We start from the raw sequence: 25,021 nt of genomic DNA on the forward strand, positions 1-25,021 counted from the left end.
TCCGGTTGGACAGGACCCCTTCGGGAGGGAGATCGACGGGAGAGTTCAGTCGATATCGGGAGCGTCGGTGTTGTCGTTCTCGTCGGCCGACCCATTGCCGCGGGAGAGGAAGTCGACCTTGTCGGCGAGGATTTCGGTGCCGTAGCGGGTGACCCCGTCCTTGTCCTCCCACTGGGTGTAGTGGATGCGGCCCTGGACGCTGACCAGCTGGCCCTTGGAGCAGTACTGGCCGACGGTCTTGGCAAGGCCGTTGAAGCAGGTCACTCGGTGGAACTCGCTTTCCTTGGCGGTGTAGCCGTTCTCGTCCTTGTATGTCTTGCCGTCCTTGTCCCGTGCTGGGCGATCGGTGACGACGGTGATCCCGGTGACGTTGGTGCCGCCCTTGGTCTCGCGGGTGTCGGGCTCGCGGGCGATGCGACCGGTGAGGATTGCGATATTGGTCATGGTGTAAGTCCTTCAGTTCCTCAAACCGGAGACCATCTCCGGCTTGCGAACATCCAGAAGAAGCAGGGCATGGGAGGACTGCACCGCAGGAGCGAAGCTCCAAGGGAAACCTGTTCATGACGGGTGGTGCGGGCAGGCGCGCGAAGCGCGACAACACGGCCGGAAAGGAACGGGTTGCCGTCCTCAGCTGACCTAGTTCAGGACTGTTCGCGAAGAAAGCCGGATGGGTATCGGGTGTGGGCCTGAAGGCTCGCGTATTCCCAATGCAATCAGCTTACCCATCGCCTTCCGATGCTGCCAGGAGATCCATGAAGTTGCGAGCTGCTTGCCGGTCTTCCTCGTTTTCGAACGCCACATCAAGATCGGGGGCGGATCCGAACATGTGGAGGAATGACCACAGCGCAAAGCGCTTGCCCCGGTCCTCCTCAAGGCCGAGATCGACCCGGCAGTGCTCAATGCCGGCTGCAAAGGTATCGGGAGAAACCCCGGAAAGGTCGGTGGTGGCAAAGTAGCGCTGCAGCAGATCGTCAAGTTGCATGAGCAGTTTATAGCCGGGTCTGTGCCGAATGGACATCGCGCCATGAAGATGCAGATGATGAAGGGCCCCTCAGGACCCAGGCGAGGTGCCCAAGAGGCCGCGACGATCGACCACGGTGATCCGGCGCGTCTTAGCATCGATCACCAGTCGTTCGGTGACGCCATTGCCGGGAAAGGCGACGACATAACGCGGATTGAGCGAGAGCATCTGCTCGTTGCGCTTGAATCCGGCGCGGGCACCAAGCCGACGATCAAGTGAGTAGGTCAGTTGCTGTACTTCGCGGCGCTCGGCCCAGCTCGCGGCCAGGCGATCGGCACCCTTGCCGTCGCCACCATGAACCAGGAAGAGATCAGGAACCACATCGCGAACCTTGTCCAGCGTCGCCCAAACATTTTCGGCATAACGCTTCGCATCCTCGGCGCTCTCGAAGCTTTGGCGACCACCGGCAAAGACTACCGGAGTGCCCTCCGGAATCAGGGCATGACGCCGGTTCTCCGCGCGTGCGCGCAGGAAATCGCGGGCATCGATCACGGCCGATGTGAGATTTCGCGAATGGTTCGTGCGCGAGCCGGAAACGGGCTTCCACGAGGAACCGGTCTCGTCGCGATAAAGTGCTGCCGTCGCCTCGCGCATTTGCTCGAAGGCCAGCATGCTGGCTTCGGCAGCCTGCGCGCGCTCGACCTGCTCTTCCAGATTGCTCGAATGCACTTCGGATCCATCAGCGGATGCCAGCAGAGTCCGGATCTCGTCGCTGGCCCGATCCAATTGAGCCGACTTACGGCTGGCTGCGCGGTGAAAGAGATTGACCATGCCCCAGGCAATATCCTCGGCATCAGCCTCCAAAGCAGTGTCGGAAAACATCGCGAAAAGGTCGGACCATACGGCGCCAAGTGTCTGGTCGATCGCGTCCTCGCAGGGAAAGTCGGTTGCATTGAATGGGGCGGGCCTGATGCTGAGGCTTGAAAGGTCAAGGCCGCTCAACTGGTCGATGAAGCTGTCGTACATGGGGTGTCTCCTGATCGCGGGGACAAGGAGAGGAGGCACCATTGCCTCGGCCCTGTCCGCCGGAGCCCGATCAGAGCCGGGAGAAGGGGCGAGACGCACCGCGCAGCGGGAAACCTGCGGCCCTAGGCTGGCGCGGGCAACACGGGCCGACGGGCCGCAGGTTGCGGCTCGCCACGACCGGCCCAAGGGCCTCTCCCGGCGGACTGGGATGAGGCAGGATCAGGACCCGCTGTCGCAGGTGGATCGGGAGCGCTCGAAGATCGCTTCACCATTCGAGAACCGCCCAACCAGGCGCAGCTCACCAAACAGGTCGATGAACTTTCCTGACACCTGGGCGAGCCAGTGCCGTGCCCTTGCCGTTCTTGGGATGTAGAAATCCGCCTCCCAGTACCGGGCATCATCGCGTTCGGCGAGCCAGATCGCGGCGAGCCCGCAATAGGTCGATATGCCGCAATCGGCGAAGGCGTTTCGCAGGAGGATGCGGTCCTCACGGCCGCGCCATCCATCGAAGCGTTCAAAGGAAGGAAAGGTCGCCTTCGTGATATCGATGACCTCGTCGACCAGGCACTCGTAGACCCAGTCGACATCGCCGCCTTCGCCCTCATCAAGCAGGCGAAAGGCCACCACGGAGCCAGTTGGATAGCTGACGGAACGTCCCATCTCACTGCTCCTCAGGCTGCATCAGCGAGATCGATGTCGGCCTCGCTATCGCAGGATTGGTGACCCCCAAGCTCGAGCAACAGGCTTGCCGCTTCCTCGGCCTTGGCCGCAGCGGTCAAGATCGCGCGCTCGTCCGATTTGAGGATCTTGAGCCAAGACGCGATGTAGCTGGCGTGATGGTCGAGATGGGTAACAGGAAGACCCAGTTCTGCCCCGAGAATGGCCGAGGAAAGTTCGGCGATCAGTTCCTCGGCGGCATAGGCGTCGCTGCCGAAGCGGTTCTTGAGATCGCGGTCGAGCCGCGAAGAGTGACCCGTCCAGTGCGAAAGCTCGTGTGCGAGCGTCGCATAGTATTGGTCGTAGGCTTCGAAGAGTTCGGCTGGCGGCATGGTGACCCGGTCGCGCAACGGCTCATAGTAAGCCTGCGCGCCATGGTGGCGCAGGTCTGCGCCGACATGAGCAAAGAAGGTATCAAGGCGATCTTCTCGTCCATAGGGCTCCAGCGCGGCAACCAGTGGCTCTGGATGGTAGAAGTCGGGGAGGCCGTCGCACTGGTCGGCATTGAACACGGCATAGGCCTTGAGCACGCGCCGGTTCTCGGTGTCAGCTTCGCCTTCGGCGCTCTCGACCTCCTTGGTGTAGCTCTTGTAAAAGATTGCGATGGTCGACTTTTCGCCCTTGCGGACCTGTCCGCCGAGCTGCTGGCACTGGCGGTAGGTCATCCAGTAGGGCGAGGCGTAGCCACAGCCATCGGCCACCGTCCACAACCAGAAGGTGTTCATCCCGCGATAGGGGGTCCCGCAGGAGCGTAAGGGCCGCGAAACCGGTACGCCACGCCACGGCTTGACCCAGGGCTTTGTGCCTTGCTCGAGCTTTTCGATGATGGCAGCGGTAATGCGCTGGGCTGGCGAAGTCGAAGCACTGCGGCGATACTTGGTCATGGGAGTTCTCCTGATGGCCGGGACGGACATATCCCGGCTCAGGATGAGCAAAGCTGCCTCCTCTCTCCTTCAATGATGACCGTTATGCGCCCCAATTCTGGTCGTAGGCCGCACATTGCAAGGTGCCCGAAAGCGGACCGCTTGCTTTTCTGATCCGGCAGGCTGCGCCAATTTTGAGTGCTGGGTGGAAACCCGTTGGTCTGTAGCTTGAATTCGCTGGGCTAGCCTTCGCCCGCGAGGCTTTCCAATACCGGGCACCGATCATTGCTCGTGGTGCCACATTGCTCGATCAGTTTAGCGAGAGCGTTCTCCATACGCTCAAGGTCGGCCCGCTTCGCACGGATGTTTGCGAGGTGCTGTTCGGCGATCGATTGCACCTCATCGCAACGCACTTCCTGACCTGGCGTTAAGTCAAGCAATGCCCGCACCTCTTCGAGGGAAAATCCGAGTTCGCGCGCGCGCCGAATGAAGCGGAGGCGCTCCGTGTCGTGAGGACCATAGTCGCGGTAGGCGCCCCTTCTCGGCGGAGCATCGATAACGCCTATCCGTTCGTAATACCGGATTGTCTCGATGTTACACCCGGTCCGCTTCGCCACTTCGCCAATTTTCAAAGCCAACCTCTTGAGTCTGTAGTTGCTACAGACTGTAAATAGGTGTGCGAATCGAGGTTTGCAAAAGGACGATCGATGCGCGGCATCAGCACATGGTGGAACGGATTGGCGACGGGCGGAGGTATCTTTGCAGCCTTCGGGGCAGCTGCATGCTGTGCACTGCCCTTGATGCTCGCGTCGGTGGGTGTGGGCTCGGCGTGGCTTGGCAGCATCTCGCCGGTCCTGGCCCCCTATCGCGTCCCGTTGCTGACCCTGGCGTCGGCTCTTCTTCTCGCTGCGACCCTCCGTTTGCTCTGGCAGTTTCGGCAGGCACGAACATGCCCGGCGGACAGTGCATGCGGATCATCGACTTATCGAGCGCTGACCGCCATAGGAATTGCCATCGGTGCGGCGCTGCTGACAGGTGCCTTCCTCTATGGCTGATCCGATCCTGATCTCGCGCTTGCGCTGTCCCGAATGCGGTCATGAGGAGGACATGGAAATGCCGACCAACGCTTGCCTGTTCTTCCATAACTGCGCGGGTTGCGGCGTTCGCCTTCAGCCGCTCCAAGGCGATTGCTGCGTGTTTTGCTCGTACGGCACCGTTCCCTGCCCCCCAATACAGGAAGGGGATTGCTGCCATGGCTGAGGCTTTCGATTTCGTCGCCATCGGATCGGGAACTGCTGCGCAGGTCGCGGTCCACCAGATGGCCAACGCCGGGAAGCGCTGCGCGGTTATCGATTATCGGCCTTACGGTGGCACATGTGCGCTTCGAGGGTGCGACCCGAAAAAGATGATGGTGAGCGGAGAGGAAGCGCTCGCGGCATACAGGCGAATGAAGGGGAAGGGCATCAAGGGCTCGGTTTCAATTGATTGGGCCGACCTCCAGGCATTCAAGCGCAGCTTTACCGACCCCGTCCCTGAAAAGCAGGAAGCTCGCTACGAGCGTAAGGGCGTCGCGACTTTTCACGGCGCGGCACGCTTTGCTGGCCCCGACAGGATCGTGATAGGCGACCGGGAACTGAGTTTCTCGCACGCTCTTATCGCAACGGGAGCAGAGCCTCGACCGCTTGGGATCGAAGGTGAGGAATTGCTGATTCACAGCGATGCATTCCTAGAACTCAAAACCCTTCCAGATCGGATCGTATTCGTCGGCGGCGGATACATTGCCGCAGAATTTGCCCACCTCGCCGCGCGCGCCGGTGCAAAGGTCACAATCTTCCAACGAGGCCGCATTCTGAAAGCCTTCGACCCTGACACGGTCGATTGGCTCATGCCAAGTTTCGATGATCTCGGCATCGAAATTGTGGACGCTGAAGTGGACCGCGTAACGAAGAAAGGCAGCGTGCTGACCGTCCATGCTGGCGACCGCAGGATCGAAGGGAGCCTGGTGGTGCACGCTGCCGGAAGAATCCCTGCGATCGGCTCGCTCGATCTGGAGGCGGGAGACGTCGCCTGTGACGCGGGTCGCTTGGCACTTACCGCCCAGCTACGGAGCCAAAGTAACCCCAAGGTCTTCGCGGCAGGTGACGCTGCTGCAAATGGCCCGCCACTGACTCCAGTCTCCAGTAACGATGCCAAGGTCGTGGTAGAAAACATACTCGATGATACCGGTCGAACTCCGAACTATCGAGGGGTGCCAAGTGCACTTTTCACGGAGCCGCCGGCGGCCAGGGTCGGAATGCTGGAAAGCGAGGCGCGTGAGGCAGGGCTGGATTTCACGGTGCATGCTGGCTCGCACCCTGGTTGGTTCTCGGCGAGGCGGCTGAACGAAGAGATCTACGGCCACAAGCTGCTGGTCGAGAACGGAACGGGACGCATCCTTGGAGCCCACTTGGTCGGCCCTGACGCCGACGAGCTCGTCAATATCTTCGGCTTGGCCATGCGCCATGGGCTAAACGCGGACGACATCAAATCTACCATGTTCGCTTATCCGACGGCGGCCTCCGATGCAGGGTATATGTTGGGATGAGCAACGCGGAAGCCACCAACAAGCGTGACTTGGCCGCCAACCGTCTGCACCGTATCCTAATCTGGGGCGTGCCGTTTGCGGCGCTAATCGGCCTAAACTTTACCGCAGAACTTCTGCAACCGAACGAGAGGGTGGAAATCGCGGCGGTGCTGTTCCTATGGATGGGGGCGGCGTGCTCGTTAAACGCTTTGCGTTGCCGTCGGCTTCACTGCATGATCGCAGGGCCAGCATTTCTGATTGGTGCTGCGCTTTTTGCCATGGTGGCATTCGGCTTGGCTGATTTCGGGAAACACGGTCCAAGCGTCATCATCTGGGTCACGTTTGGGGTAGTTGCTGGCAGCTTTATCGCCGAACGGATAGCAGGGAAGTATTGGCGAAGACCGGCGTAAGCTCAGGTTTCTGTTCACAGCGAAATAGAAACGAGACCCTCTCCACCAAGAACCTTTTCAAAGCGAACACGAGCGGGTGGTCTCGATCAAGCAGACTGCCGTCTGCTTCTGCTGCGCAGTCGCCTGGGAGCGGACTGTTAGCAACCGGCCCAAAATTTGACATGGAAAAGGCGGCCCGTCCCGATTGGGACGGACCGCCCGCCGAGTGACCTGGACCTGTCAGGAGGGGTCAGGCAGCCTGCTCGGCAATTTCGTCAGTTGCTTCCACGTTGGCCGCCTCGTCGCCTCCGTGGTCCGCCAGTTCGGCTTCTTCAGAACCGGCGAAACGCATTATAGGTGGAACCCAGGCCTGCGCCCGTTCCTTGACCTCGGGCTCGCCAATGAAGTTGCCGGAGAAGATGCGCTCGGCAGCGCTCGCCAGTTCGGCCTTCTTCGATGCGGCATAGCGACTGACGAGTTCGGGACCGCCGGCGCCATCGAGCGCTTCGAGCGTGCGAGCCTTGGCCACGCGGTCGAAGTAGTTGGCCGCCGTGGGACGCCACCAATGCGCGGTCTCGATTTCAAGTAACGAGCCAAGCGCCTCGTGCAGCGGCACCGAACGTTCGCCTTCGCACGCAAGGCTTGCAACTAGAGTGCGCGAGACGACATGGCCGAGCCAGGCCGAACGCGCCTCATCGGAAAGCGCCCGGAACCTCGCAAACCGCTTCACGTCGCATTCACCAGCACGCCAGCTTTCATCGAGCGACCCGGCAAACTCGGCCAGGGCAGCGCTCGCCGGCGCATCCTTGGCCTCAAACCCGGTGACCGGGCCGGAAGCGACAGAGCCGACCAGCGTCGACGCTTTCTTGGCGCGCCAGTCATGTCCATCGACATCGGCAAGCGTGAAGACCATGAAGTCGAGCGCCAGTGCCGGATCGTTGGCGAGATGGATCGCAAGGATGTCGCGGCGCTGCATGGCCAGTTCGTCGAGCAGGCGCTGGGACAGCGAGCTGCCCTTGGGCTTCGCCGCACCGCTCTCTTCAATGGCCTCGATCACGCCTTCGTCAGCGATGACTTCGGTCTCGGTGTAGAACTGCGGGACCAAGGTCGGCTCGCCATTGCGCGAGAGGACTAGGAAGGCACCAGCCTCGGATTTCAGTTCGTCAGCGAGGACCGGCGGCCGGTCATTGAGCGCGCGCATGGCGCGGTCGATGACGACGAGTTCCTGTTCGGCCTTGGCGACCTCGTCCTCGTCGCTGTCTTCGTCTTCGAGCACGGCGGCGACGCGGTCGTAGTCGGCCTCGAGCTCACCGAGCTCCTGCGCTTCCTGCTCGGTCATTGGCGCAGGCTCGCAGGGCAAGCGACCGAGACCTTCAACAAGGTCGTGGCTGACGTAGTTGCCAAGCGTCGGCCGGACCCAGGCAAGGCCAAATTCGAGCGCGGTCTTTTCTGCGGCTTCGTCCATGGCCTTGTGCGCGAGGTCTTCGAGCAGCGCGACATCGATCCAGCTCTCGCTGGCGTCATCGTCGAACAGTTCGCGCTCAATCCGGCCGCCTGCGGCGAGATAGGCATCGCGTCCGACAAGCACGGCCCGCGGATCGGAACCACGCACCGTGGCATCAAGCACCATGCGGCGGATCGTGTCAGGCGTGATCTGGTACCAGGCATCCTGCAGCTCGGCATAGACATGCGCCTGGCGCTCGACGTCGGAGATCGCGCCGTAGGCCTTGGCCATGTCGAGCGTGATCGTGCCTTCGGCGAGCGCTTCGAAGACGCAGGGTGCCAGACTTGCCAAACGCAGGCGCCCTTCGACGAACCGGACGGTGAGGCCGAAGCGTCGCGCTACGTCTTCCGTCGTAGCTCCTGCTTCGATGATGGAGGTGAAGGCCTGCGCCTCGTCGGCCGGGTTCATCGCGAGTCGCTGGAAGTTCTCGGCGAGGCTGGCTTCGCGCACTTCGCTTTCCTCGCCTTCGATCACGAGGCAGGTGACTTCGTGCGTGTCAGGCAAGGTGCCCTCTTCGGCCAGCGCCTGCAGTGCGGCGAGACGGCGACCGCCGGCCTCGACTTCGAATTTGCCGCGCTTTCCTTTGCGCACGACGAGGTTCTGCAGCAGGCCGCGCGCAGCAATGTCTGCCCGCAGCTGGAGGTCGGCCAGCACGTCGCTCGACTTGCGAACGTTGCGCGGGCTCGGGACGAGCTTCTTCAAGGGAATCGAATGGATCATGGGTGTTCTCCTGATGGAATGAAGGCGCAGGTGAGGATCACGAGGCCCACAAGCCCAAAGGGCTCCCTCCACTCTCATTCTGAGATTGGGGTCTGCCCTAAGGATCAGGCGGCAAGCGCGGGGAGGACCGACGAGGCTCTCGACACCGGGACGAACAGCCGCGTGCGGTAGCGGATGATCTCGGTGAAGCAGCCCTTGTTCTTGTACCAGTCGAGCCGATCGGGGGAGAAGCCGATCAGTTCAAGGCGCTGTTCGCCGCCGACCAGCGAGCGTTTCACGGTGAGTGGATCATGGCTAGCAAGGCCCAGCGGTTTGCCGCTGGCAATCACAAGCGCGCCGATCTGTTCTGCCGATGGTCCGGTAACCCCGGATAGACCAAAGGTATCGGCGATCGCAGCGAGATCGATATCGAGCACTTCGCGACCGATGATCGACTGACCATCTTCGGCAACGAGCCGGGTGACCCGAACATGATCGCCTGGGAGGCGCTTCCAGACCGGAAGCAGAAGTCCGGTAGCGAAATGGACTCGCTCAGTGACCGGTGATTTGGCCGCCTCTTCTTCCTCGGCCCGCCAGGCGCTGGTGAACGCAGAGACGCCAATTTCCTCCCAGTGGCTCTCAGCGAGTGCCTCAAGGGTCCAGTTCGCGGACTTGAGCGGGCGCAGCAGGCGCCTGCGTTCAATCACGGCCCCGTCGTCGGCGATGAGGCGACGGGCTGGAACCGACAGCGCGACCTTGCCTGACCGCATATTGCGCATCGGGATCGCGTGCCGGCTGCCGATCTCGTGCATCCGCACCAGGCGCTGCAATTGCAGAGGCCGAAGGTGCCTCGTCACTTCGAGCGAGACGAGGCGGGTCTCGGCTCGGGTCACGGGATCGGTGCGCAGGAGTTCATCTGCCAGGACCGTAAAATGATCGACCCTCACGGTTTCCAGTCCCTGGTCGAGCGTTCCGGCCTCGCGCGCAGCTTCGATCCGCGCTTCGACAAGTCCGAGATACTCCTCGAAGATCGCGTTCTGGAGCGCGATCGGCAGCGCAAGAATGCGGTTGAGCCAGCGTTGGATCGTGGGGAGATTGTCGGTCAGTCCACCATCTGGACTTTCGAGCCGGAGGCCCGTTCGCTCGACGAAGTTGCCGAATGTGGTGGCTTCGAGCCTGCCGTCATAAAGCAGCTGGAACCATCGGGTGAGCGCGTCGCGCGCATAGTCGCTTTCGAGATTGTCTGCCGGGTCGAACAGGTTTTGTCCGCCGGTCTGGCGCTGGCCGCGCGTCAGCGCGCCTAATGCGTCGAGCCTTCGCGCAATGGTCGATATGAACCGGCGCTCGCCCTTCACGTCGGTGGTTACCGGCCGGAACAGCGGAGCCGAGGCCTGGTTGGTGCGGTTGGTACGACCGAGACCCTGGATAGCGTTGTCGGCGCGCCAGCCCGGCTCGAGCAGGAAATGGACCCGGCGTTGCTGGTTCCGGCAGCCGAGGTCGGCATGGTAGGAACGCCCCGTACCGCCCGCATCCGAGAAGACCAGGATGCGCTTGGTCCCTTCCATGAAGCTTTGGGCTTCGGCGACATTGGCGCTGGGGCTACGCCGTTCGAGGCGCTGCTCACCATCGCGGCCCAGGACAAGCCTGCGGGTCCGGCCCGTGACTTCGGCCACGGCGTCGGTTCCGAAATGTTCGATAATCGCATCGAGCGCAGTGGCGATGGGCGGCAGTGCGCAAAGCTGTTCGATCAGCGCATCGCGCGCAGCAATTGCGCGCGGGCAGAAAACGGGATTGCCCTCTCCGTCGCTCATCGCCTCGGAGCGAAGATTGCCGTCCTCGTCGGCGAAGACCTCCATCAATCGTATCGGGAAGCTCTTCGTAAGGTAGTCGATGACGTATTCACGCGGGGACAGATCGATATCGAGAGCTTCGCGTTCTTCCACGGTAAGGTCGGCAAGGCGCCGGTCGAGCATGGCCTCGGCGGTCGAGACCAGCTGCACGACAACCGAATGCTCTTCGCCAAGCGCTACTTCCATCGCGGGGATCAGGCTCGGCAATTTCATCGAAAGCAGGAGCTGGGCAAAGAAGCGCTGCTTGGTGCCTTCAAAGATCGATAGCGCCGCAGTCTTGGCATTGCGGTTGAGCGTGTCGCCGCTGTCCTCGTCGACCACGCGGGTTGCTTCGAGCGCCGCTTCGAGGTTGCGGTGGATGATCGCCCATGCCTCCGCATAGGCATCGTAGATCCGTACCTGTGCTTCGGTCAGGCTATGTTCGAGGATGTCGTACTCGACCCCGGCGAAGGACAGCGCACGGGCAAGATAGAGGCCCTGGGCCTTGAGATCACGGGCGACGAGCTCCATCGCCGCGCCGCCGCCAGCGCGGATCTCGGTCATGAATGCCTCGTGGGTCGGAAAAGCGGTCTCGGGTCCCCAAAGGCCGAGGCGGGAAGTGTAACCGAGGTTGGCAATATCCGAAGCGCCAGTGGCAGAAGCATAGAGCACGCGGGCGCGCGGGAGATGGTTCTGCAGCCTGAGGCCCGCCATCCCTTGTTCGGAGCCCTTGGCCTTGCCGCGGATTGAAGATCCCCCGAGCGCATTAGCCATCGCATGGGCTTCGTCGAAAGCGATCACGCCGTCGAAATCCTCGCCCGCCCAGGCAAGGATCTGGTCGAGCCGCGTATCCTCGGCGCGGCCCGAGCGCAGCGTCGGATAGGTGACGAAGAGAATGCCTTCGGATATCGTTACGGGCTGGCCGAGTTTCCAGCGCGAGAGCGGCTGGAGATCGAGCGGCAGCCCGCCCAGCGCTTCCCAGTCGCGGCGTGCATCTTCAAGGAGCGCCTCGTTCTTGGTGATCCAGACATGTCGGCGCTCGCCTGCGAGCCAGCGATCCATGATGACCGCGGCGATCTGCCGTCCTTTGCCCGCTCCGGTTCCGTCGCCGAGGAAGAAGCCTTGACGGTAGGAGTGTCCGTCCTCGGAGAGTTCCAGCGAGGTGCCTTCCTGGCTCACCTTGAACTGACCCGGAAGATCGCGCGCAAATGCCTGGGCAGCGTAGACCAGTGTCTCGCATTGCGCTTCGGACAGCAGGCCATCGGCCTGCCAACATGCGGGAAGGCGCGGGCAAACATCGGGCTGCGGTGCCGCGACCGAACCCATGGCGACCGATTCCACGAGCGGGGTGGGATGGACCGGAGCATCTTCGAAGGCGATGCGGCTGGGCCGGTACGGCAGGTAGATGCCTGCCTGTTCGGGCACAGGCGCGGGGTCGGCGAGGACCGAATAGGCAAGGTCGATCGCATTCGCGGTGGCTGCTGGTGTCGCGGCGAACGGCGCCACCGGCCGAACCGGCGCGCTTTGGGCCGAAGTCTTGCCAACGAGGCGCACTGGCTTGCCGAGCGGCAGGCGATGGATGTTGGCGGAGGTCTGTACGCGTGGCGGAAGCGCAGTGATAAGCTCGTGGAGCGAGATGAGGTCGGCAGTATCTCCGGTGATCGCAGGCGAGGACGCAGTCGGCGTCTTGTCGAACACAACCAGGCGAACGGCGATCCCTGTCCCTGTCCGGCGAAACATCTGCTGCAGGCGAACATCGAGGAGCAGCGATGCTTCGTCCTGTTCCTTGGCGAAGGCGGAGGCGTCGAAGCCTTCAGGCATAATGGCGACGATCCTCGCCCGATTAGCAGCGGCCCGGATTGCACCGCGTAGGTGACGCATAGCGGTCTTACCGTCCTTGCCGCGTTCCAGGCTGTGAGCGAACGGCGGGTTCATCAGCACGGCAGACGGAACAGGGCCGCGAAGCAAGTCGGCGATCAGTTCCCCGTCATGCGCAGTGATGGTGGCCGTGGGGAAGACGTGGGCCAGACCGTCTCGTCTTGCCGGATCGATCTCGTTGAGGAGCAGCGAAGCGTTCTGGAGGCACCCCCCGAGAGCAAGGGCACCATTGCCTGCGGACGGTTCGAGCAGCGTGTCTTGCGCGCAGACAGCTGCGGCCTTCGCCATCAGCCAGGCCAGCATTGGCGGGGTCGAGAACTGCTGGAGCTCGACCTGTGCTTCGCTGCGAACGTGCCGCGGCGGCAAGGCTGCTTCGAGCCAGTCGAACCGCGCTTCGGCTTCGTGTACATTCGTCGCCAGATCGATCCGTGAGGACTCTCGAAGCCAGAGTAGTGCGCCGATCTCGACCGCGCTGTTGTAGTCGTCGATCGTCCAGGCACCTCCCCAATCCAGAACACCGGTCTCTTCGGCGAACAGCCCGGAAATGTCGGTACGGGTAAGATGACGTCCCGAAGCAAGAAGCGCGGCAACTCGGGTGCCAATGGCATAGGCCAAGGGCTTGGACGGCAACTGCTCGCCGGCGGGAAACAGGTCTGATTGAAACATGGCAATTCGTCCTCCTAATGAAGGCATCGGGGCACGCCCTCTGCCGGATCAGGAATTCGAGAAGCCCTCTCTCCTCTACGGCGCCGCCTTGCGGCTCAGCCATGCTGTCAGTTCATCGTTCCAGTCGGTGTCGCGTGAGGATGGTTTGCGAACGTGGATCGTCCGTTCATCGCAGGCATAGGCGGACAGGCCACGCGAGGCAGCCAGCTCGCCGCCAGCATCGTGATCGACGAAGAGATGAAGCTCGGTCACGCTTTCGGGCACACTAACGAGGCCGAAACGCTCATTCCCCAGGGTCGCCCAGACGGGAATGCCGGTGAGAGCATAAGCCGACATCGCGCTCTCGATTCCCTCAGCAAGGCCGAGCTTGCCAGAGGCCGGAGCGAAGAGGCGGACAGCAGATTCACCGAGCGCGCCAAGCGCGCGTTTCGGCTTGTCGAAAGCGGCCTTGGTATTGCCCGAAAGGAACGTGCGATGGACGGCGACCGGCCCCTCGTCGAGGCTGACTGCCGCGATCAGGGCGGGCAAAAAGCGGGTCCGTCCTTTTGGACCAAGCGGCGTTCGTGGATGGAAGCGGAGCGCTGGAGATGCGGCGAGGATGCCGCGGCTCTCAAGATATTCCTTTGCCGGACTGGCACGCAGTGGCTGTGCATCGCGCCAGATCCTCAGCGCTGCCGCCGAGGGTTTGCGGGTGCTGGTCGGTTCGGGGCCGTTGGTGGTCGCAGAAGCTGAAAAAAGCGCCGGTGCCTCGAATCCTTCACGCGCCAATGCAGACAACACGCTCTGCTGATCGCATCCCGCAAAGCAATGGAAGAGGATGGCCTGTCGGCCGAGCGACACACCGAGTGACGGCGTGCGATCATCATGCGCAGGGCAGCAGGCCATGCCCTTGGTGCCGGACCACTTGCCGCCCCGGCTTTCGCAGATCTTGCGGGCGGTGTCCTCAAGCGAGGTACGTGACAGGGTTGAATTCGAAACGGGCATACCGGCTCCATCGCCTCACAATTGCCCCTCCAACCGACCCTCTCTCCTCTCGGATAAGCACGCAAAAAAGCGTTTTCCTACACCTATTTGTTCTATTTATGTTCTCTTACAGATCGAGGCAAGGTGAAAGGTTATGCGATGCGAATGTATCTGGTGGCCTGCGGTTGCGGTGCGCTAGCGATTGCGATTGCGATAGCGATACCGATCTCGGGGTCTGCGCGGGCGCGGGAGTTTCAAGTCTTCGACCATGACCTCAGCAAAGTTGAGGTTACAACCGACAAAGGTCTTGGCTTTAACCCGACTGCAATCGACTTGGCCAAACCAGAAGGCGGCAAGGCTTATATCGATAGAAGCTTCAAGGAAGCTTTGTACGAGCCACTCATCCGGCAAGCTGAAGCGCGATACCAATTACCGCCTCGACTGCTTCAGGCCCTGATTTGGCAGGAATCGCGGTTCAACCCGATGGCGATCAGTCCGGCTGGCGCCGCTGGTCTCGCTCAACTGATGCCGGGAACGGCAAGAGAACTCGGTGTCAGCAATCGCCACGATCCGGCTCAGAACATCGACGGTGGCGCGCGGTATCTGAAGCAGATGCTAGAGCGCTTTGGTGCGATCCATCTCGCGCTGGCCGCCTACAACGCTGGACCCGGCGCCGTGTCGCGAGCCGGCGGGATACCGAAAAATCGGGAAACGCCTGGATATGTGAAGAGCGTTATCGACCGATGGATGGCATACAGCTCGATATGACTACGAATCGGAAAAGGATCAGCGGACGGCTCGAGCATCTTCCTCGGGGAGCTGCAATTGTAACCGATGCCGGTGATCACTGGGTTCTTGAAGACTATGAACCCTCAAACGATGACTTCGGATTTGAAGTTACCGCAGAGGGTATTGTCGTCGGGTTCGACCGGCTTCGCGTCGAATGGCTTGGTCAGGTGTTCGCTTAGGAGCAGGTCAAGCAGCCCTCAAGACCGCAATGTTTTGCGGCTTGCCGCCGATGGAGTCGAGGAAGTCTGCCCAATCCTGCAACATTGCACGCCGAGGAGCGAGATATTCGGCAGCATTGTATGCTCCGCGAACTTCGTTTTCTTCGCTGTGTGCCAATTGCAGTTCGACCCAGTCTTCATGATATCGACGGATCCACATCGGGGGATCGCCGACCTCGACAAGCTGCTCATTCGCCCAGGTGCTCGCCAGACCCCTGAAGCCGTGAACAGTTTGCCGCCCGTGGTAACCGAGCCGATAGAGGCCATAGATCATCGTATTCTCTGAGAGCGGCATCTTGGGCTTCTGGCCTGGAAAGACGTATTTACCTTCGGACTTGCTGATCAAATCCTGAGCAAGAGAAGCGGCTTGTCGCGACAGTGGCACGATATGCTCGCGGCCCATTTTCATCCGGTCAGCGCCAATGCGCCATACTGGTGAAGGTCCACCCATATCTTCGAACTCGTGCTTCTTGGCGAATCGAAGCTCCTTCGTCCGCACCCATGTAAGAAGAGCGAAATTCAATGCTGCCCGGGTAATCTCGGAGCGTCTCTCACCCTCTTCTTGATATTGCCCGATCTTAATCATCAGCTCGGGTAGCTGCGCGAGAGGTAGCTTCGCCATATGCTTGACCCGAGGCCGTGGCTTCAGTGCCCCGCGAAGATGCGCAGTAGGGTCGGAATCACAAAGGCCGCTGGCAATAGCGAACTGGAACACCTGTCCAATACATTGCTTTGCCCGCCGACTGATGTCGAGCGCGCCGCGCTCTTCGATTTTCCGAATGACCTTCAGCACTTCTGGTGGAGTGATCTCATGCATCATGAGCTCGCCCAAGTCAGGAAACACATCCTGGTCCATGCGTGACCAGACACGCTTCGCATGCGCGGGATCGAGACTACTTGCTCTGTTCTGATGCCACATGGTGGCGATCGCCCTGAAGGTTTTGGCCTCTTCGAAGTCCCGACCCGGTTTGTGGACCATCGGGTCCCTGCCCTCAGCCAGCACACCTTTGGCAACTTTCTTGAGTTCTCTTGCTGCCGCTATTCCTACTTCGGGATAGGCGCCGAAAGAAAGCAGCTTCTCCTTACCGTGGTAACGGTATTTCAGCCGCCAGAGCTTCGAGCCGTTCTTTTGAACAAGGAGGAATAGACCCTCCCCATCCGCAAGCTTGTATGGGCGCTCTGCCGCCTTCGCTTTTTTGATCTGAATCTCACTCAAGGCCATTGGGGGTATCGCTCCTTTTCGCTACCCCCGGAAAATACCCCCAAAATACCCCCACACCAAATCCGGCTTCAAGCGAATGCAAGCGCACGCAAGCGGACGCGAATCGCTCACATCATTCTGTTTTAATTGAATTTTGCGGATGCATGCGGCCCCAAGCGAACCCATGCGGATTCGAGAATGGTAGCGGAGGAGGGACTCGAACCCCCGACACGCGGATTATGATTCCGCTGCTCTAACCAGCTGAGCTACTCCGCCACGGGCTGAAGATGGGTGGCAAGCACCGCTTTTCGCCTGTTCAGCGCGGCGCGTTTAGGGCGGCTGCCGTTCGCGGTCAACCGCGAAACGACCAGGACTTCAGATGATTCCAGGGGCCACCGCGATAGGCATGCATCGAGAGGCCGCGAAAACGGAAGTCGCGTGGCAGAATTTGCGGGCCGAGCAGCGCGTTCAGCTCCTTCGCCTCGCGCGCGGTAACCTTGTTCTGGATGGTGACGTGCAGGCGCGGCCTGTGGCCATCCTGCGGAGTGAGGAGACCGTGGAAGTGATCGGCCAGGTCCTGCCAGATCTGGACCATGCCCGGGCTGGTCAGTTTCAGCGCATTGCCCCGCCCCAGCGGCATCAGCCCTTCAAGCCTGCCTGCGACGGGTGCGTTCGCAGCAGCGATCGCGGCGAGCGCGTCGCGAATTTCGCTCTCGCAGGATGGCGGCAGCGCGTGGAACAGGGTGACATGCGCCTTCAGATGGTTGCGTTCGGGCGGAAAATGGCGGTCGCGCAAGGCCGTGGCCCAGCTCTGCATGTCCTGCGCCAGGTCCGCCGTCAGGATGAGGGGCGCATCGCCGGCCATTCGCCCGCGGTCACATTTCGCCGCGCTGCCGGCGGAGCGCGAACCATTTGGCAACATTGGCATTATGTTCGGCCAGCGTCTCGGCAAAGGCGTGCCCGCCCGTGCCATCTGCGACCATATAGACTGCATTCGTATCGGCCGGGTTCAAGACCGCCGCGATCGCGCCCCTGCCCGGATTGGTGATCGGCCCCTTCGGCAGTCCCACCATGGAATAGGTATTATAATCGTTCACCGCCGCTATTTCGGATCGGCGGATGCGCCTGCCCAGCGGCTTGCCCTTCGTGATCGGGTAGATGATCGTCGGATCGGCCTGCAGCATCATGCCCTGACGCACACGGTTGGAATAGAGGCCCGCAACCATCTCGCGCTCGCTCGGGACACCGGTTTCCTTTTCAACGATCGAGGCCAGCGTGACGGCCTGCTGCGGAGTGGAGACGACCGTGTCGGAACTGCGCTTTGCCCAAAGTTCGTCCAGGGTTCCCGCCATCGCGTCCTGCATCCGCTTCAGCACTTCGGCGCGCGATTCGCCTCGTTCGAAATCATAGGTATCGGGCAGAACCGATCCTTCTGCCGGAACGGGCGCATCGCCGGTCAGCAGCGGGGTCGCCATCAGCCGCTCATGCACCAGGATCGACGGCATGCCTTCGGGAATTGTCACGAAGCGCCGGATCACCTCGCCATGCTGCAGCGTGTCGAGTATCTTTGCCGGGCTCGATCCGGCACGCAGCACGAATTCACCCGCCTTGATCGGATCGCCGCTGCCGAAGATCTTTGCCCGCAACAGAAACCCGTCGGCCGACCCGATGTGGTCTTCTTCCGCCAGTTTGGCCGCCACGGCCGTGAGGGTGGCGCCGGATGGCACGACGAAGGCCGTATCGTCTTCCAGGTCGGCATCGCCATACCATCCCGCCGCGAAGACGGCGACAGCAGCCAGCAACGCCAGCAGCCCGGCCAGCGCGATGATCCAGCCCTTCCTCATCATGTTTAGTCGGGCCGCTTCATCACGAGACTTGCATTGGTTCCGCCGAATCCGAAGCTGTTGTTCAGCACGGCGCGAATTTCACGCTTCCGGGCGGTGTGGGGCACGAGATCCACACCGACGCAGCCTTCACTGGGATTGTCGAGATTGAGCGTCGGCGGCGCAATCTGGTCGCGCATGGCGAGAATGCAGAAGATCGATTCGACTGCCCCTGCGCCGCCGAGCAGATGCCCGATGGCGGATTTCGTCGAGCTCATCGACACGCGGGCGATCTCGTCTCCGAACAGGCGGCGGACAGCGCCCAGTTCAAGCTCGTCGCCAAGCGGCGTCGATGTCCCATGTGCGTTGATATAGTCGATGTCTGCCGGCCCGACCCCGGCCTTGCGCAGGGCCATCTGCATCGAACGGAACGCGCCCGAACCTTCGGGATGCGGTGCGGTGACGTGATAGGCATCGCCCGAAAGACCATAGCCGATCACTTCGGCATAGATTTTCGCCCCGCGTGCCTTTGCGTGTTCATATTCCTCGAGCACGACGACACCGGCGCCTTCACCCATGACGAAGCCGTCGCGCGCAACGTCATAAGGACGGCTGGCTTTTTCGGGCTGATCGTTGAAGGCGGTGCTGAGCGCGCGCGCCTGGGCAAAACCGGCGATGCCGATCGGGCAGATCGTCGCCTCCGCCCCGCCTGCCAGCATGATATCGGCATCGTCATCGCGGATCATCCGGGCCGCATCGCCAATGGAATGCGCGCCTGTCGAACAGGCCGTCACCACGGCATGATTTGGCCCCATCAGGCCATATTTGATCGAGACCTGCCCCGAAATCAGATTGATGAGGCGGCCATGCACGAAATGCGGCGAGACCCGCCCCGGCCCCTTCTCGGCCAGGATCAGCGATTCCTTCTCGATCCCGGGAAGTCCGCCGATGCCCGAACCGATGGAGCAACCGGCGCGCAGGCGCGCCGCCTCGTCCATGTCCTCCAGCCCGGCGTCCTCGATCGCCTGACCGGCGGCATCGATGCCATAGACGATGAACGGATCGACCTGGCGCTGCACCTTGTGATCGACGCGCTTGTTCGCATCGAAACCATATTCGTGGTCAGCGGGTTTCACCTCGCAGGCGATGCGGCATTTCTGGTCCGATGCGTCGAAACGCGTGATCGGCCCTGCCCCGCTCTTCCCGGCTAGGATGTTGGACCAGGCTGTTTCGACATCGGCCCCGAGCGGGGTTACGAGACCGAGACCGGTTACGACGACACGGCGCATGCGACTCTCCGTTAAAATGCAACAGGCCCGGCCCTTACCGGGTCGAGCCTGTCATGGCCCGCTTGCCGCCGAGCAGTTCGGCGGGGCGCGCCCGAAATCATCTGCCAGGCAGCTTGACGGCTGTAATCAGCCCTTGTGTTCTTCGATATATTTCGTCGCATCGCCGACGGTCGTGATTTTTTCAGCCGCATCGTCGGGAATCTCGACGCCGAATTCTTCTTCGAATGCCATGACCAGTTCGACGATGTCGAGGCTGTCGGCACCCAGGTCGTCGATGAAGCTGGCTTCCTGAGTTACCTTTTCGGATTCGACGCCCAGATGCTCGACGACGATCTTCTGTACGCGTTCAGCAGTATCGCTCATGTTTTCCCTCTCGAAATTGCGGGTTGTTCATTTGTCTTTCGCCCTAATGAACGGCGCGCTGGCTGGCAAGTGCCCATGCGCCGCAGCGGGCATGGGCCTATTCGCCGATGTTGTCGGTCCGCACCTTCTCCGCCTCGGACGCACGCGGCTGTTCCAGCAGCCTGATATGCACGTCCTTCAGCTGCTGCCTGCTGACGGCGGAGGGCGCGCCCATCATCAGATCCTGCGCGCGCTGGTTCAGCGGGAAGGCGATGACCTCGCGTATGTTCGGTTCATCGGCCAGCAGCATGACGATGCGGTCGATACCGGGGGCCGAACCGCCATGCGGCGGCGCGCCCAGCTTGAACGCCTCGATCATGCCGGAAAACTGCGCGTCGACGACGTCCTTCGAATAGCCGGCGATCTCGAACGCCTTGTACATGATGTCGGGGCGGTGATTACGGATGGCGCCGCTGGACAGTTCGTAGCCGTTGCAGACGATATCATATTGCCATGCGAGGATGTCGAGCGGGTTCTGCTGTTCCAGCGCCTCCATCTCGCCCTGAGGCATCGAGAACGGGTTGTGGCTGAAGTCCACCTTGCCGAGCGCCTCGTCATATTCGAACATCGGGAAATCGACGATCCAGCAGAATTTGAAGCAGCCCTGCTCGATCAGGCCGAGTTCCTCGCCCACCCTGGTCCGCGCGGCACCGGCCAGCTTCGCAGCTTCGGCTTCCTTGCCCGCAGCGAAGAACAGCCCGTCATCGGGTCCGAGGCCCAGTTCGTCATACAGATCGGCCATCAGGTCAGGCCCGTGGTTCTTGGCGATGGGACCGCCAAATTCGCCCCCCTTGCGGGTGACATAGCCCAGCCCGGCAAAGCCGTCGCCGCGTGCCCAATTGTTCATGTCGTCGAAGAACTTGCGGCTCTTGTCGGCCGTGTCCGGCGCGGGGATGACGCGCACGCACCCGCCGCTGCCGACGATCTTTTCGAACAGGCCGAAGCCGGATTTCTCGAAATGCGAGGTCACGTCGCTGATGAGGAGCGGATTTCGCAGGTCCGGCTTGTCCGAACCGTATTTCAGCATCGCCTCGGCATAGGGGATGCGCGGGAATTCACCTGCGGGCGTGACCGACTTGCCGCCGGAAAACTCCTCGAACACGCCGGCCAGCACGGGTTCGATGGTGTTGAATACGTCTTCCTGCGTGACGAAGCTCATCTCGAAATCGAGCTGGTAGAATTCGGGGCTGCGATCGGAACGAAGATCTTCGTCGCGGAAGCAGGGGGCAATCTGGAAGTAGCGGTCGAAGCCCGCCACCATCAGCAATTGCTTGAACATCTGCGGCGCCTGCGGCAGCGCATAGAATGTGCCGGGATGCAGGCGGCTGGGCACCAGATAGTCGCGCGCGCCCTCGGGGCTGGACGCCGCCAGGATCGGCGTCTGATATTCGCGGAAACCCTGCTCCACCATGCGGCGGCGCAGCGAGGTGATGACATCGCTGCGCAGGATGATGTTGCGGTGCATGCTCTCGCGGCGCAGATCGACAAAGCGGTATTTCAGGCGAATGTCTTCGGGATATTCCTGCTCGCCCGCGACCGGCAGGGGCAGTTCGTCGGCGCGGCTCTGCACCGTGACGGACCGGGCGAATACCTCGATCTCACCGGTCGGCAGACTGGCGTTCACGGTCGCCTCGTCACGGGCCTTCACTTCGCCATCGATGGTGACCACGCTTTCCACGCGCAGCGATTCCAGCAGGCCGAGCGCCGGGCTGTCCTCGTCCGCGACGATCTGGGTCATGCCGTAATGATCGCGCAGATCGACGAACAGCACGCCGCCATGGTCGCGCTTCCGGTGGACCCAGCCGGACAGGCGGACGGTATCGCCGACGTTGTCCTTCGTCAGCGCGGCGCAGGTGTGGGTGCGATAGGCGTGCATGGAGAGTCTTTCCATTAGGGAGGCTATGGGTCTAAGGCGTCTCGACCGGCGCCGCACATGCGGAACCGGTCTGTCCCTGGTGGGGCGCTAACAGGGGAAGCACCGCTCTTTGTCAAGGACGCGGAGCTTCTGGCAGGGGCTTCGGGCCCGCGGGGCGGCGAGCCGCCTGCATGTAGAAAAGAATGATGAAAATACACGATCTCATTACCACGACCGATGAACTGACCGCCTTGTGCGACCGACTGGCCGAGGCGGATTTTGTCACGGTGGATACCGAATTCATGCGCGAGAATACTTATTATCCGGAGCTCTGCCTGGTGCAGATCGCGGATGACAAGGAAGCCGCCGCGATCGACCCGATGGCCAAGGGCATAGACCTGTCGCCGCTGCTCGACCTGCTGTGCGACAATGAGGACGTGCTGAAAGTCTTTCACGCGGGCGGCCAGGATGTCGAGATTATCTACAACCTGACCGGCAAGACGCCGCATCCGATCTTCGACACGCAGATCGCGATGATGGCGATCAGCCAGTCGGAACAGATCGGCTATGCCAATCTGGTGGAAAGCTGGCTGGGCATCACGGTCGACAAGGGCGCGCGATTTACCGACTGGAGCCGCCGTCCGCTGACCGAACGGCAGATCGAATATGCCATCGGCGACGTGACGCATCTGTCGCGGCTATTTCCCAGGATGCTCAGGAAGCTGATCGGCACCGGGCGCGGCGTGTGGCTGGATGCGGAGATGGAGAAACTGGCCGACCCGGCCAATTACGCGCAGGATCCCGGCGAGGCATGGAAGCGCATCCGCGCGCAGAGCCGGAAGGCCGACGTGCTGGGACGGTTGAAATCCCTCGCCGCGTGGCGGGAGAACGAAGCGCGGCACAAGAACATACCGCGCGGCCGGATCATGCGGGACGAGACCCTTGCCGACATCGCCGCTCACCCGCCGCGCGCGCAGGCGGACCTTGCCAAGGTGCGCGGATTATCCGCTGCCTGGAAGGACAATGATATCGGCAAGCGCATGATGGAGGTGATCGCCAGTGCCGAACCGCTGCCGAAGTCGGAAATGCCCGACCGGAACCGGCGCGGTGCGCCCCTGGGCAAGGAAGGCGCCCTGGTCGCTGACCTGCTGAAGCTGCTGTTAAAAATCCGCAGCCGCGAGATCGATGTCGCGCCGCGCCTGCTGACCCGCAGCGATGAGATGGAATCGCTCGCCGCCGGGATCCGCGATCTGCCCGTGCTGGAAGGTTGGCGCTATGACGTGTTCGGCAAGGATGCGCTGGAACTGGTCGAGGGCCGCGTCGGTTTCACCGTCAAGCAGGGCCGCCTCGAGATGACGCATTTCGAACGCGACGGTACGGAACGGAATTCGGCGCCTGCCGGCGATGCCCCGCCCCCGGTCATCAGCGACCATGCGATCGGAGACGAGGAGGAGTGAGCACCTATCTGCCTACGATCAAGCAGCTGCAATATCTGGTGGCGCTGCACGAACATGGGCATTTCGGCCGCGCCGCGGAGGCGAGCTTCGTATCGCAATCGACCCTGTCGGCAGGCATCCGCGAGCTGGAATCGCTGCTGGGCGTGACGCTTGTCGAACGCAGCCGCCGCGTCATCCGTTTCACGCCTCTGGGCAACCAGGTGGTGGAAAAAGCGCACCGCCTGCTGCGCGAGGCAGAGGAATTGTCGGAACTGGTCCTCGCGGCTGGCAAGCCGCTGTCGGGCGAATTGCGGATGAGCGTGATCCCCACCATCGCGCCCTTCCTGCTGCCGCGCATGTTGCCCCGGCTAAGGCGGGAACGTCCCGACCTCAAGCTGTTCCTGCGCGAGGAACCGAGCCAGGATGCGATCGCTTCGCTGCATCAGGGCCGCGCCGATTGCGTGCTGCTGGCCCTGCCGTTCCCAACCGGCGAGGTGGACACCGCCCATATTGCCGACGATCGTCTGTTCGTTGCCATGCCCGAAGGGGAGCCGCGCGATCCGCCCGACGAGATCCCGGCGGCGATGATCGACGATGGCCGCCTGCTGCTGCTGGAAGATGGCCACTGCCTGAAGGAACATGCGCTTGCCGCCTGCAACCGCCCCGGCCTGCGCGCCAATGCGGCCATGATCGGGACCAGCCTGCATACGCTGGTCCAGATGGTCGATAACGGGCTTGGCGTGACCATGCTGCCCGAAATGGCGCTGGAGGCCGGTATCCTGCGCGACACGCAGGTCGTCGCCCGCCCTTTGAAGGCCAAGGCCGCGACGCGCGAGATCGTTCTTGCCTGGCGCCGCAATTCGCCTCGGTCCGAGGAATTCCGGCTGCTGGCGGAAGAGGTCCGTGCCGGCTGATTCATTAATTATTGATCATTTTCGGCATAGGTATCTTCTCTGCAAGCCGGGGAGGGTTTCCATGCGTTCCGACAATCGCTTCATCGTCGATCAGGAGGTCGAATGCGACATTGCCGGCGAGCGCAACGCCGTGATGCTGTATAATCTGTCGCCCGGCGGCTGCATGATTGAAATGCGCAGGGAAGATGTCTCCGAAGGCAGCAAGGTGGAAGTGCGGCTGCGCGACCTGGCGAGCATACCGGGCCAGATCGTCTGGCGCATCGGCCGCAATGCAGGAGTCAAGTTCGAGACGCCGCTGCACCACAAAGTCGTCGAGCATTTCGGCTTTCGCGCGCCCGAAGAGGACTGCGACCCACACGACCCGCGCGACAGGTTTGGTAATCCCATTCCGAACTGATTATTTGCGCCCGGCGTTTTATCGCCAGCTGCGAACAGTCAGTCCATGTGCTTCAGCCCGACCCGCAGATAATCCCAGCCGGTGATCACCGTCAGGATCGCCGCGCTCCACAACGCGATCAGGCTGACGAGATGGATCCAGCCCCATTCCGGCAAGGCGCCGCTCAGGATCAGGCCGCCGAGCGCCACCAGCTGCAGCGTCGTTTTCCACTTGGCGAGCCGGGTGACCGGCACGCTGACCTGCAATCCGGCGAGGAATTCACGCAAACCCGAAACCGCGATCTCGCGCATCAGGATGACGAGCCCTGCAACCACATGCAGATCGCCGACATAGGGTCCGCGCAGATATCCCTGTGCGGTCAGCACCAGGATTACCGCGGCGATCATCAGCTTGTCGGCAATGGGGTCGAGAAACTGGCCCAGGCGCGACACCTTGTCGCTCGACCGGGCGAGATAGCCGTCGAAATAGTCGGTGACGCCCATCAAGCAGTAAAGAGCGAAAGCCAGCGCATAACCAAGCTGCCATTGCGGCCACCACAACAGGGCTGCCAGCAGCGGTATGGTCACGATCCGCGACAGCGTCAGAATGTTGGGAAGGGTCATCATCGCCGGGCTTCCCTAGCGCAAGCCGCCTTTCTGC

At 61.9% G+C, this 25,021-nt stretch carries 25 protein-coding genes and 1 tRNA gene; 9 read left to right on the plus strand and 17 right to left on the minus strand.

From position 1 onward, the window contains the following. Nucleotides 1-45: 45 nt before the first annotated feature. The 6 genes from HG250_RS03955 to HG250_RS03980 form a co-directional block, all read right to left on the minus strand. Nucleotides 46-444 carry a single-stranded DNA-binding protein gene (locus tag HG250_RS03955; protein WP_170002878.1) on the minus strand — a complete coding sequence of 133 codons (399 nt, stop codon included), beginning with the start codon at nucleotides 442-444 and terminating at the stop codon, nucleotides 46-48. Nucleotides 445-718: 274 nt separating this feature from the next. Then, nucleotides 719-982 (minus strand): hypothetical protein, encoded by a 264-nt coding sequence (locus tag HG250_RS03960; RefSeq protein WP_011413782.1) that lies wholly within the window; start codon nucleotides 980-982, stop codon nucleotides 719-721. 69 nt (nucleotides 983-1,051) lie between these two features. Beyond that, complete coding sequence (locus HG250_RS03965) at nucleotides 1,052-1,987, minus strand: DUF2493 domain-containing protein (protein ID WP_170002880.1); 936 nt, start codon at nucleotides 1,985-1,987, stop codon at nucleotides 1,052-1,054. A 219-nt stretch (nucleotides 1,988-2,206) separates the two neighbouring features. Continuing rightward, nucleotides 2,207-2,647, minus strand: coding sequence for a hypothetical protein (locus tag HG250_RS03970; RefSeq protein ID WP_090481503.1), 441 nt, complete (start codon nucleotides 2,645-2,647; stop codon nucleotides 2,207-2,209). A gap of 11 nt (nucleotides 2,648-2,658) precedes the next feature. After that, on the minus strand, nucleotides 2,659-3,588 hold the full coding sequence (locus HG250_RS03975) for an ArdC family protein (RefSeq protein ID WP_170002882.1): 930 nt from the start codon (nucleotides 3,586-3,588) through the stop codon (nucleotides 2,659-2,661). A gap of 221 nt (nucleotides 3,589-3,809) precedes the next feature. Then, the gene (locus HG250_RS03980; protein ID WP_011414914.1) at nucleotides 3,810-4,205 is read right to left on the minus strand and encodes a MerR family transcriptional regulator; all 396 of its coding nucleotides are present in this window, start codon (nucleotides 4,203-4,205) and stop codon (nucleotides 3,810-3,812) included. Between the two features lie 69 nt (nucleotides 4,206-4,274). Here HG250_RS03980 and HG250_RS03985 point away from each other — a divergent pair, with 69 nt between their 5' ends. The 4 genes from HG250_RS03985 to HG250_RS03995 are packed head-to-tail and all read left to right on the plus strand — an operon-like array spanning nucleotide 4,275 to nucleotide 6,540. Beyond that, nucleotides 4,275-4,622 (plus strand): mercuric transporter MerT family protein, encoded by a 348-nt coding sequence (locus HG250_RS03985; protein ID WP_007163747.1) that lies wholly within the window; start codon nucleotides 4,275-4,277, stop codon nucleotides 4,620-4,622. Beyond that, entirely contained in the window at nucleotides 4,615-4,827 is a 213-nt protein-coding gene (locus tag HG250_RS13025) for a GDCCVxC domain-containing (seleno)protein (protein WP_081432306.1), read from the plus strand. Before HG250_RS03985 ends, HG250_RS13025 begins: the two co-directional genes overlap by 8 nt. Beyond that, nucleotides 4,820-6,151, plus strand: a complete 1,332-nt coding sequence (locus HG250_RS03990; protein WP_011414915.1) for a dihydrolipoyl dehydrogenase family protein — start codon at nucleotides 4,820-4,822, stop codon at nucleotides 6,149-6,151. Before HG250_RS13025 ends, HG250_RS03990 begins: the two co-directional genes overlap by 8 nt. Further along, nucleotides 6,148-6,540, plus strand: coding sequence for a hypothetical protein (locus HG250_RS03995; protein WP_011414916.1), 393 nt, complete (start codon nucleotides 6,148-6,150; stop codon nucleotides 6,538-6,540). The genes HG250_RS03990 and HG250_RS03995 overlap by 4 nt, the downstream gene beginning before the upstream one ends. Nucleotides 6,541-6,769: 229 nt before the next feature. Here the strand turns inward: HG250_RS03995 and HG250_RS04000 are convergent, their stop codons facing one another. The 3 genes from HG250_RS04000 to HG250_RS04010 all read right to left on the minus strand — a co-directional run bounded on the left by HG250_RS04000 (nucleotide 6,770) and on the right by HG250_RS04010 (nucleotide 14,079). After that, nucleotides 6,770-8,743, minus strand: coding sequence for a ParB/RepB/Spo0J family partition protein (locus HG250_RS04000; protein WP_170002884.1), 1,974 nt, complete (start codon nucleotides 8,741-8,743; stop codon nucleotides 6,770-6,772). 104 nt (nucleotides 8,744-8,847) lie between these two features. Further along, a complete protein-coding gene (locus tag HG250_RS04005) occupies nucleotides 8,848-13,095 on the minus strand; it encodes a strawberry notch family protein (RefSeq protein ID WP_170002886.1) in 4,248 nt (1,415 codons plus the stop codon). A 75-nt stretch (nucleotides 13,096-13,170) separates the two neighbouring features. Further along, nucleotides 13,171-14,079, minus strand: a complete 909-nt coding sequence (locus tag HG250_RS04010) for a DUF7146 domain-containing protein (protein WP_170002888.1) — start codon at nucleotides 14,077-14,079, stop codon at nucleotides 13,171-13,173. Between the two features lie 144 nt (nucleotides 14,080-14,223). On the opposite strand from HG250_RS04010, the gene HG250_RS04015 reads away from it, so the two are divergent. Both HG250_RS04015 and HG250_RS12930 read left to right on the plus strand, forming a co-directional pair. Further along, nucleotides 14,224-14,826: a lytic transglycosylase domain-containing protein gene (locus HG250_RS04015; RefSeq protein WP_170003039.1), complete on the plus strand. Its 603-nt coding sequence runs from the start codon at nucleotides 14,224-14,226 to the stop codon at nucleotides 14,824-14,826. Continuing rightward, nucleotides 14,823-15,026 carry a DUF5818 domain-containing protein gene (locus HG250_RS12930; protein ID WP_240956910.1) on the plus strand — a complete coding sequence of 68 codons (204 nt, stop codon included), beginning with the start codon at nucleotides 14,823-14,825 and terminating at the stop codon, nucleotides 15,024-15,026. The genes HG250_RS04015 and HG250_RS12930 overlap by 4 nt, the downstream gene beginning before the upstream one ends. 7 nt (nucleotides 15,027-15,033) lie before the next feature. On the opposite strand, the gene HG250_RS04020 is transcribed toward HG250_RS12930, so the two are convergent. The 7 genes from HG250_RS04020 to aspS all read right to left on the minus strand — a co-directional run bounded on the left by HG250_RS04020 (nucleotide 15,034) and on the right by aspS (nucleotide 21,656). Beyond that, nucleotides 15,034-16,287: a tyrosine-type recombinase/integrase gene (locus tag HG250_RS04020; protein WP_011413769.1), complete on the minus strand. Its 1,254-nt coding sequence runs from the start codon at nucleotides 16,285-16,287 to the stop codon at nucleotides 15,034-15,036. A 178-nt stretch (nucleotides 16,288-16,465) separates the two neighbouring features. Continuing rightward, nucleotides 16,466-16,542: transfer RNA gene (locus HG250_RS04025), tRNA-Met, on the minus strand. A gap of 76 nt (nucleotides 16,543-16,618) precedes the next feature. After that, complete coding sequence (locus tag HG250_RS04030; protein WP_170002890.1) at nucleotides 16,619-17,131, minus strand: 2'-5' RNA ligase family protein; 513 nt, start codon at nucleotides 17,129-17,131, stop codon at nucleotides 16,619-16,621. A gap of 10 nt (nucleotides 17,132-17,141) precedes the next feature. Then, the gene (mltG, locus tag HG250_RS04035; protein WP_170002892.1) at nucleotides 17,142-18,113 is read right to left on the minus strand and encodes an endolytic transglycosylase MltG; all 972 of its coding nucleotides are present in this window, start codon (nucleotides 18,111-18,113) and stop codon (nucleotides 17,142-17,144) included. Nucleotides 18,114-18,115: 2 nt separating this feature from the next. Further along, entirely contained in the window at nucleotides 18,116-19,378 is a 1,263-nt protein-coding gene (gene fabF, locus HG250_RS04040) for a beta-ketoacyl-ACP synthase II (RefSeq protein WP_170002894.1), read from the minus strand. A gap of 126 nt (nucleotides 19,379-19,504) precedes the next feature. Beyond that, a complete protein-coding gene (locus HG250_RS04045; protein ID WP_170002896.1) occupies nucleotides 19,505-19,741 on the minus strand; it encodes an acyl carrier protein in 237 nt (78 codons plus the stop codon). 97 nt (nucleotides 19,742-19,838) lie between these two features. Beyond that, nucleotides 19,839-21,656 carry an aspartate--tRNA ligase gene (gene aspS / locus HG250_RS04050; protein WP_170003041.1) on the minus strand — a complete coding sequence of 606 codons (1,818 nt, stop codon included), beginning with the start codon at nucleotides 21,654-21,656 and terminating at the stop codon, nucleotides 19,839-19,841. 185 nt (nucleotides 21,657-21,841) lie between these two features. Between aspS and rnd the strand changes: the two genes are divergently transcribed. The 3 genes from rnd (at nucleotide 21,842) to HG250_RS04065 (ending at nucleotide 24,382) form a co-directional block, all read left to right on the plus strand. Further along, on the plus strand, nucleotides 21,842-23,092 hold the full coding sequence (rnd, locus tag HG250_RS04055) for a ribonuclease D (protein ID WP_170003043.1): 1,251 nt from the start codon (nucleotides 21,842-21,844) through the stop codon (nucleotides 23,090-23,092). Continuing rightward, nucleotides 23,089-23,985: a LysR substrate-binding domain-containing protein gene (locus HG250_RS04060; protein WP_170002898.1), complete on the plus strand. Its 897-nt coding sequence runs from the start codon at nucleotides 23,089-23,091 to the stop codon at nucleotides 23,983-23,985. The genes rnd and HG250_RS04060 overlap by 4 nt, the downstream gene beginning before the upstream one ends. Before the next feature lie 61 nt (nucleotides 23,986-24,046). Next, entirely contained in the window at nucleotides 24,047-24,382 is a 336-nt protein-coding gene (locus HG250_RS04065) for a PilZ domain-containing protein (RefSeq protein ID WP_170002900.1), read from the plus strand. Between the two features lie 38 nt (nucleotides 24,383-24,420). Here the strand turns inward: HG250_RS04065 and pgsA are convergent, their stop codons facing one another. Continuing rightward, nucleotides 24,421-24,987, minus strand: coding sequence for a CDP-diacylglycerol--glycerol-3-phosphate 3-phosphatidyltransferase (pgsA, locus tag HG250_RS04070; RefSeq protein ID WP_170002902.1), 567 nt, complete (start codon nucleotides 24,985-24,987; stop codon nucleotides 24,421-24,423). Nucleotides 24,988-25,021: the final 34 nt, after the last annotated feature.

Origin of the sequence: Pseudopontixanthobacter vadosimaris, from assembly GCF_012979275.1 — a bacterium.
GTDB classification, from domain to species: Bacteria; Pseudomonadota; Alphaproteobacteria; order Sphingomonadales; family Sphingomonadaceae; genus Pseudopontixanthobacter; species Pseudopontixanthobacter vadosimaris.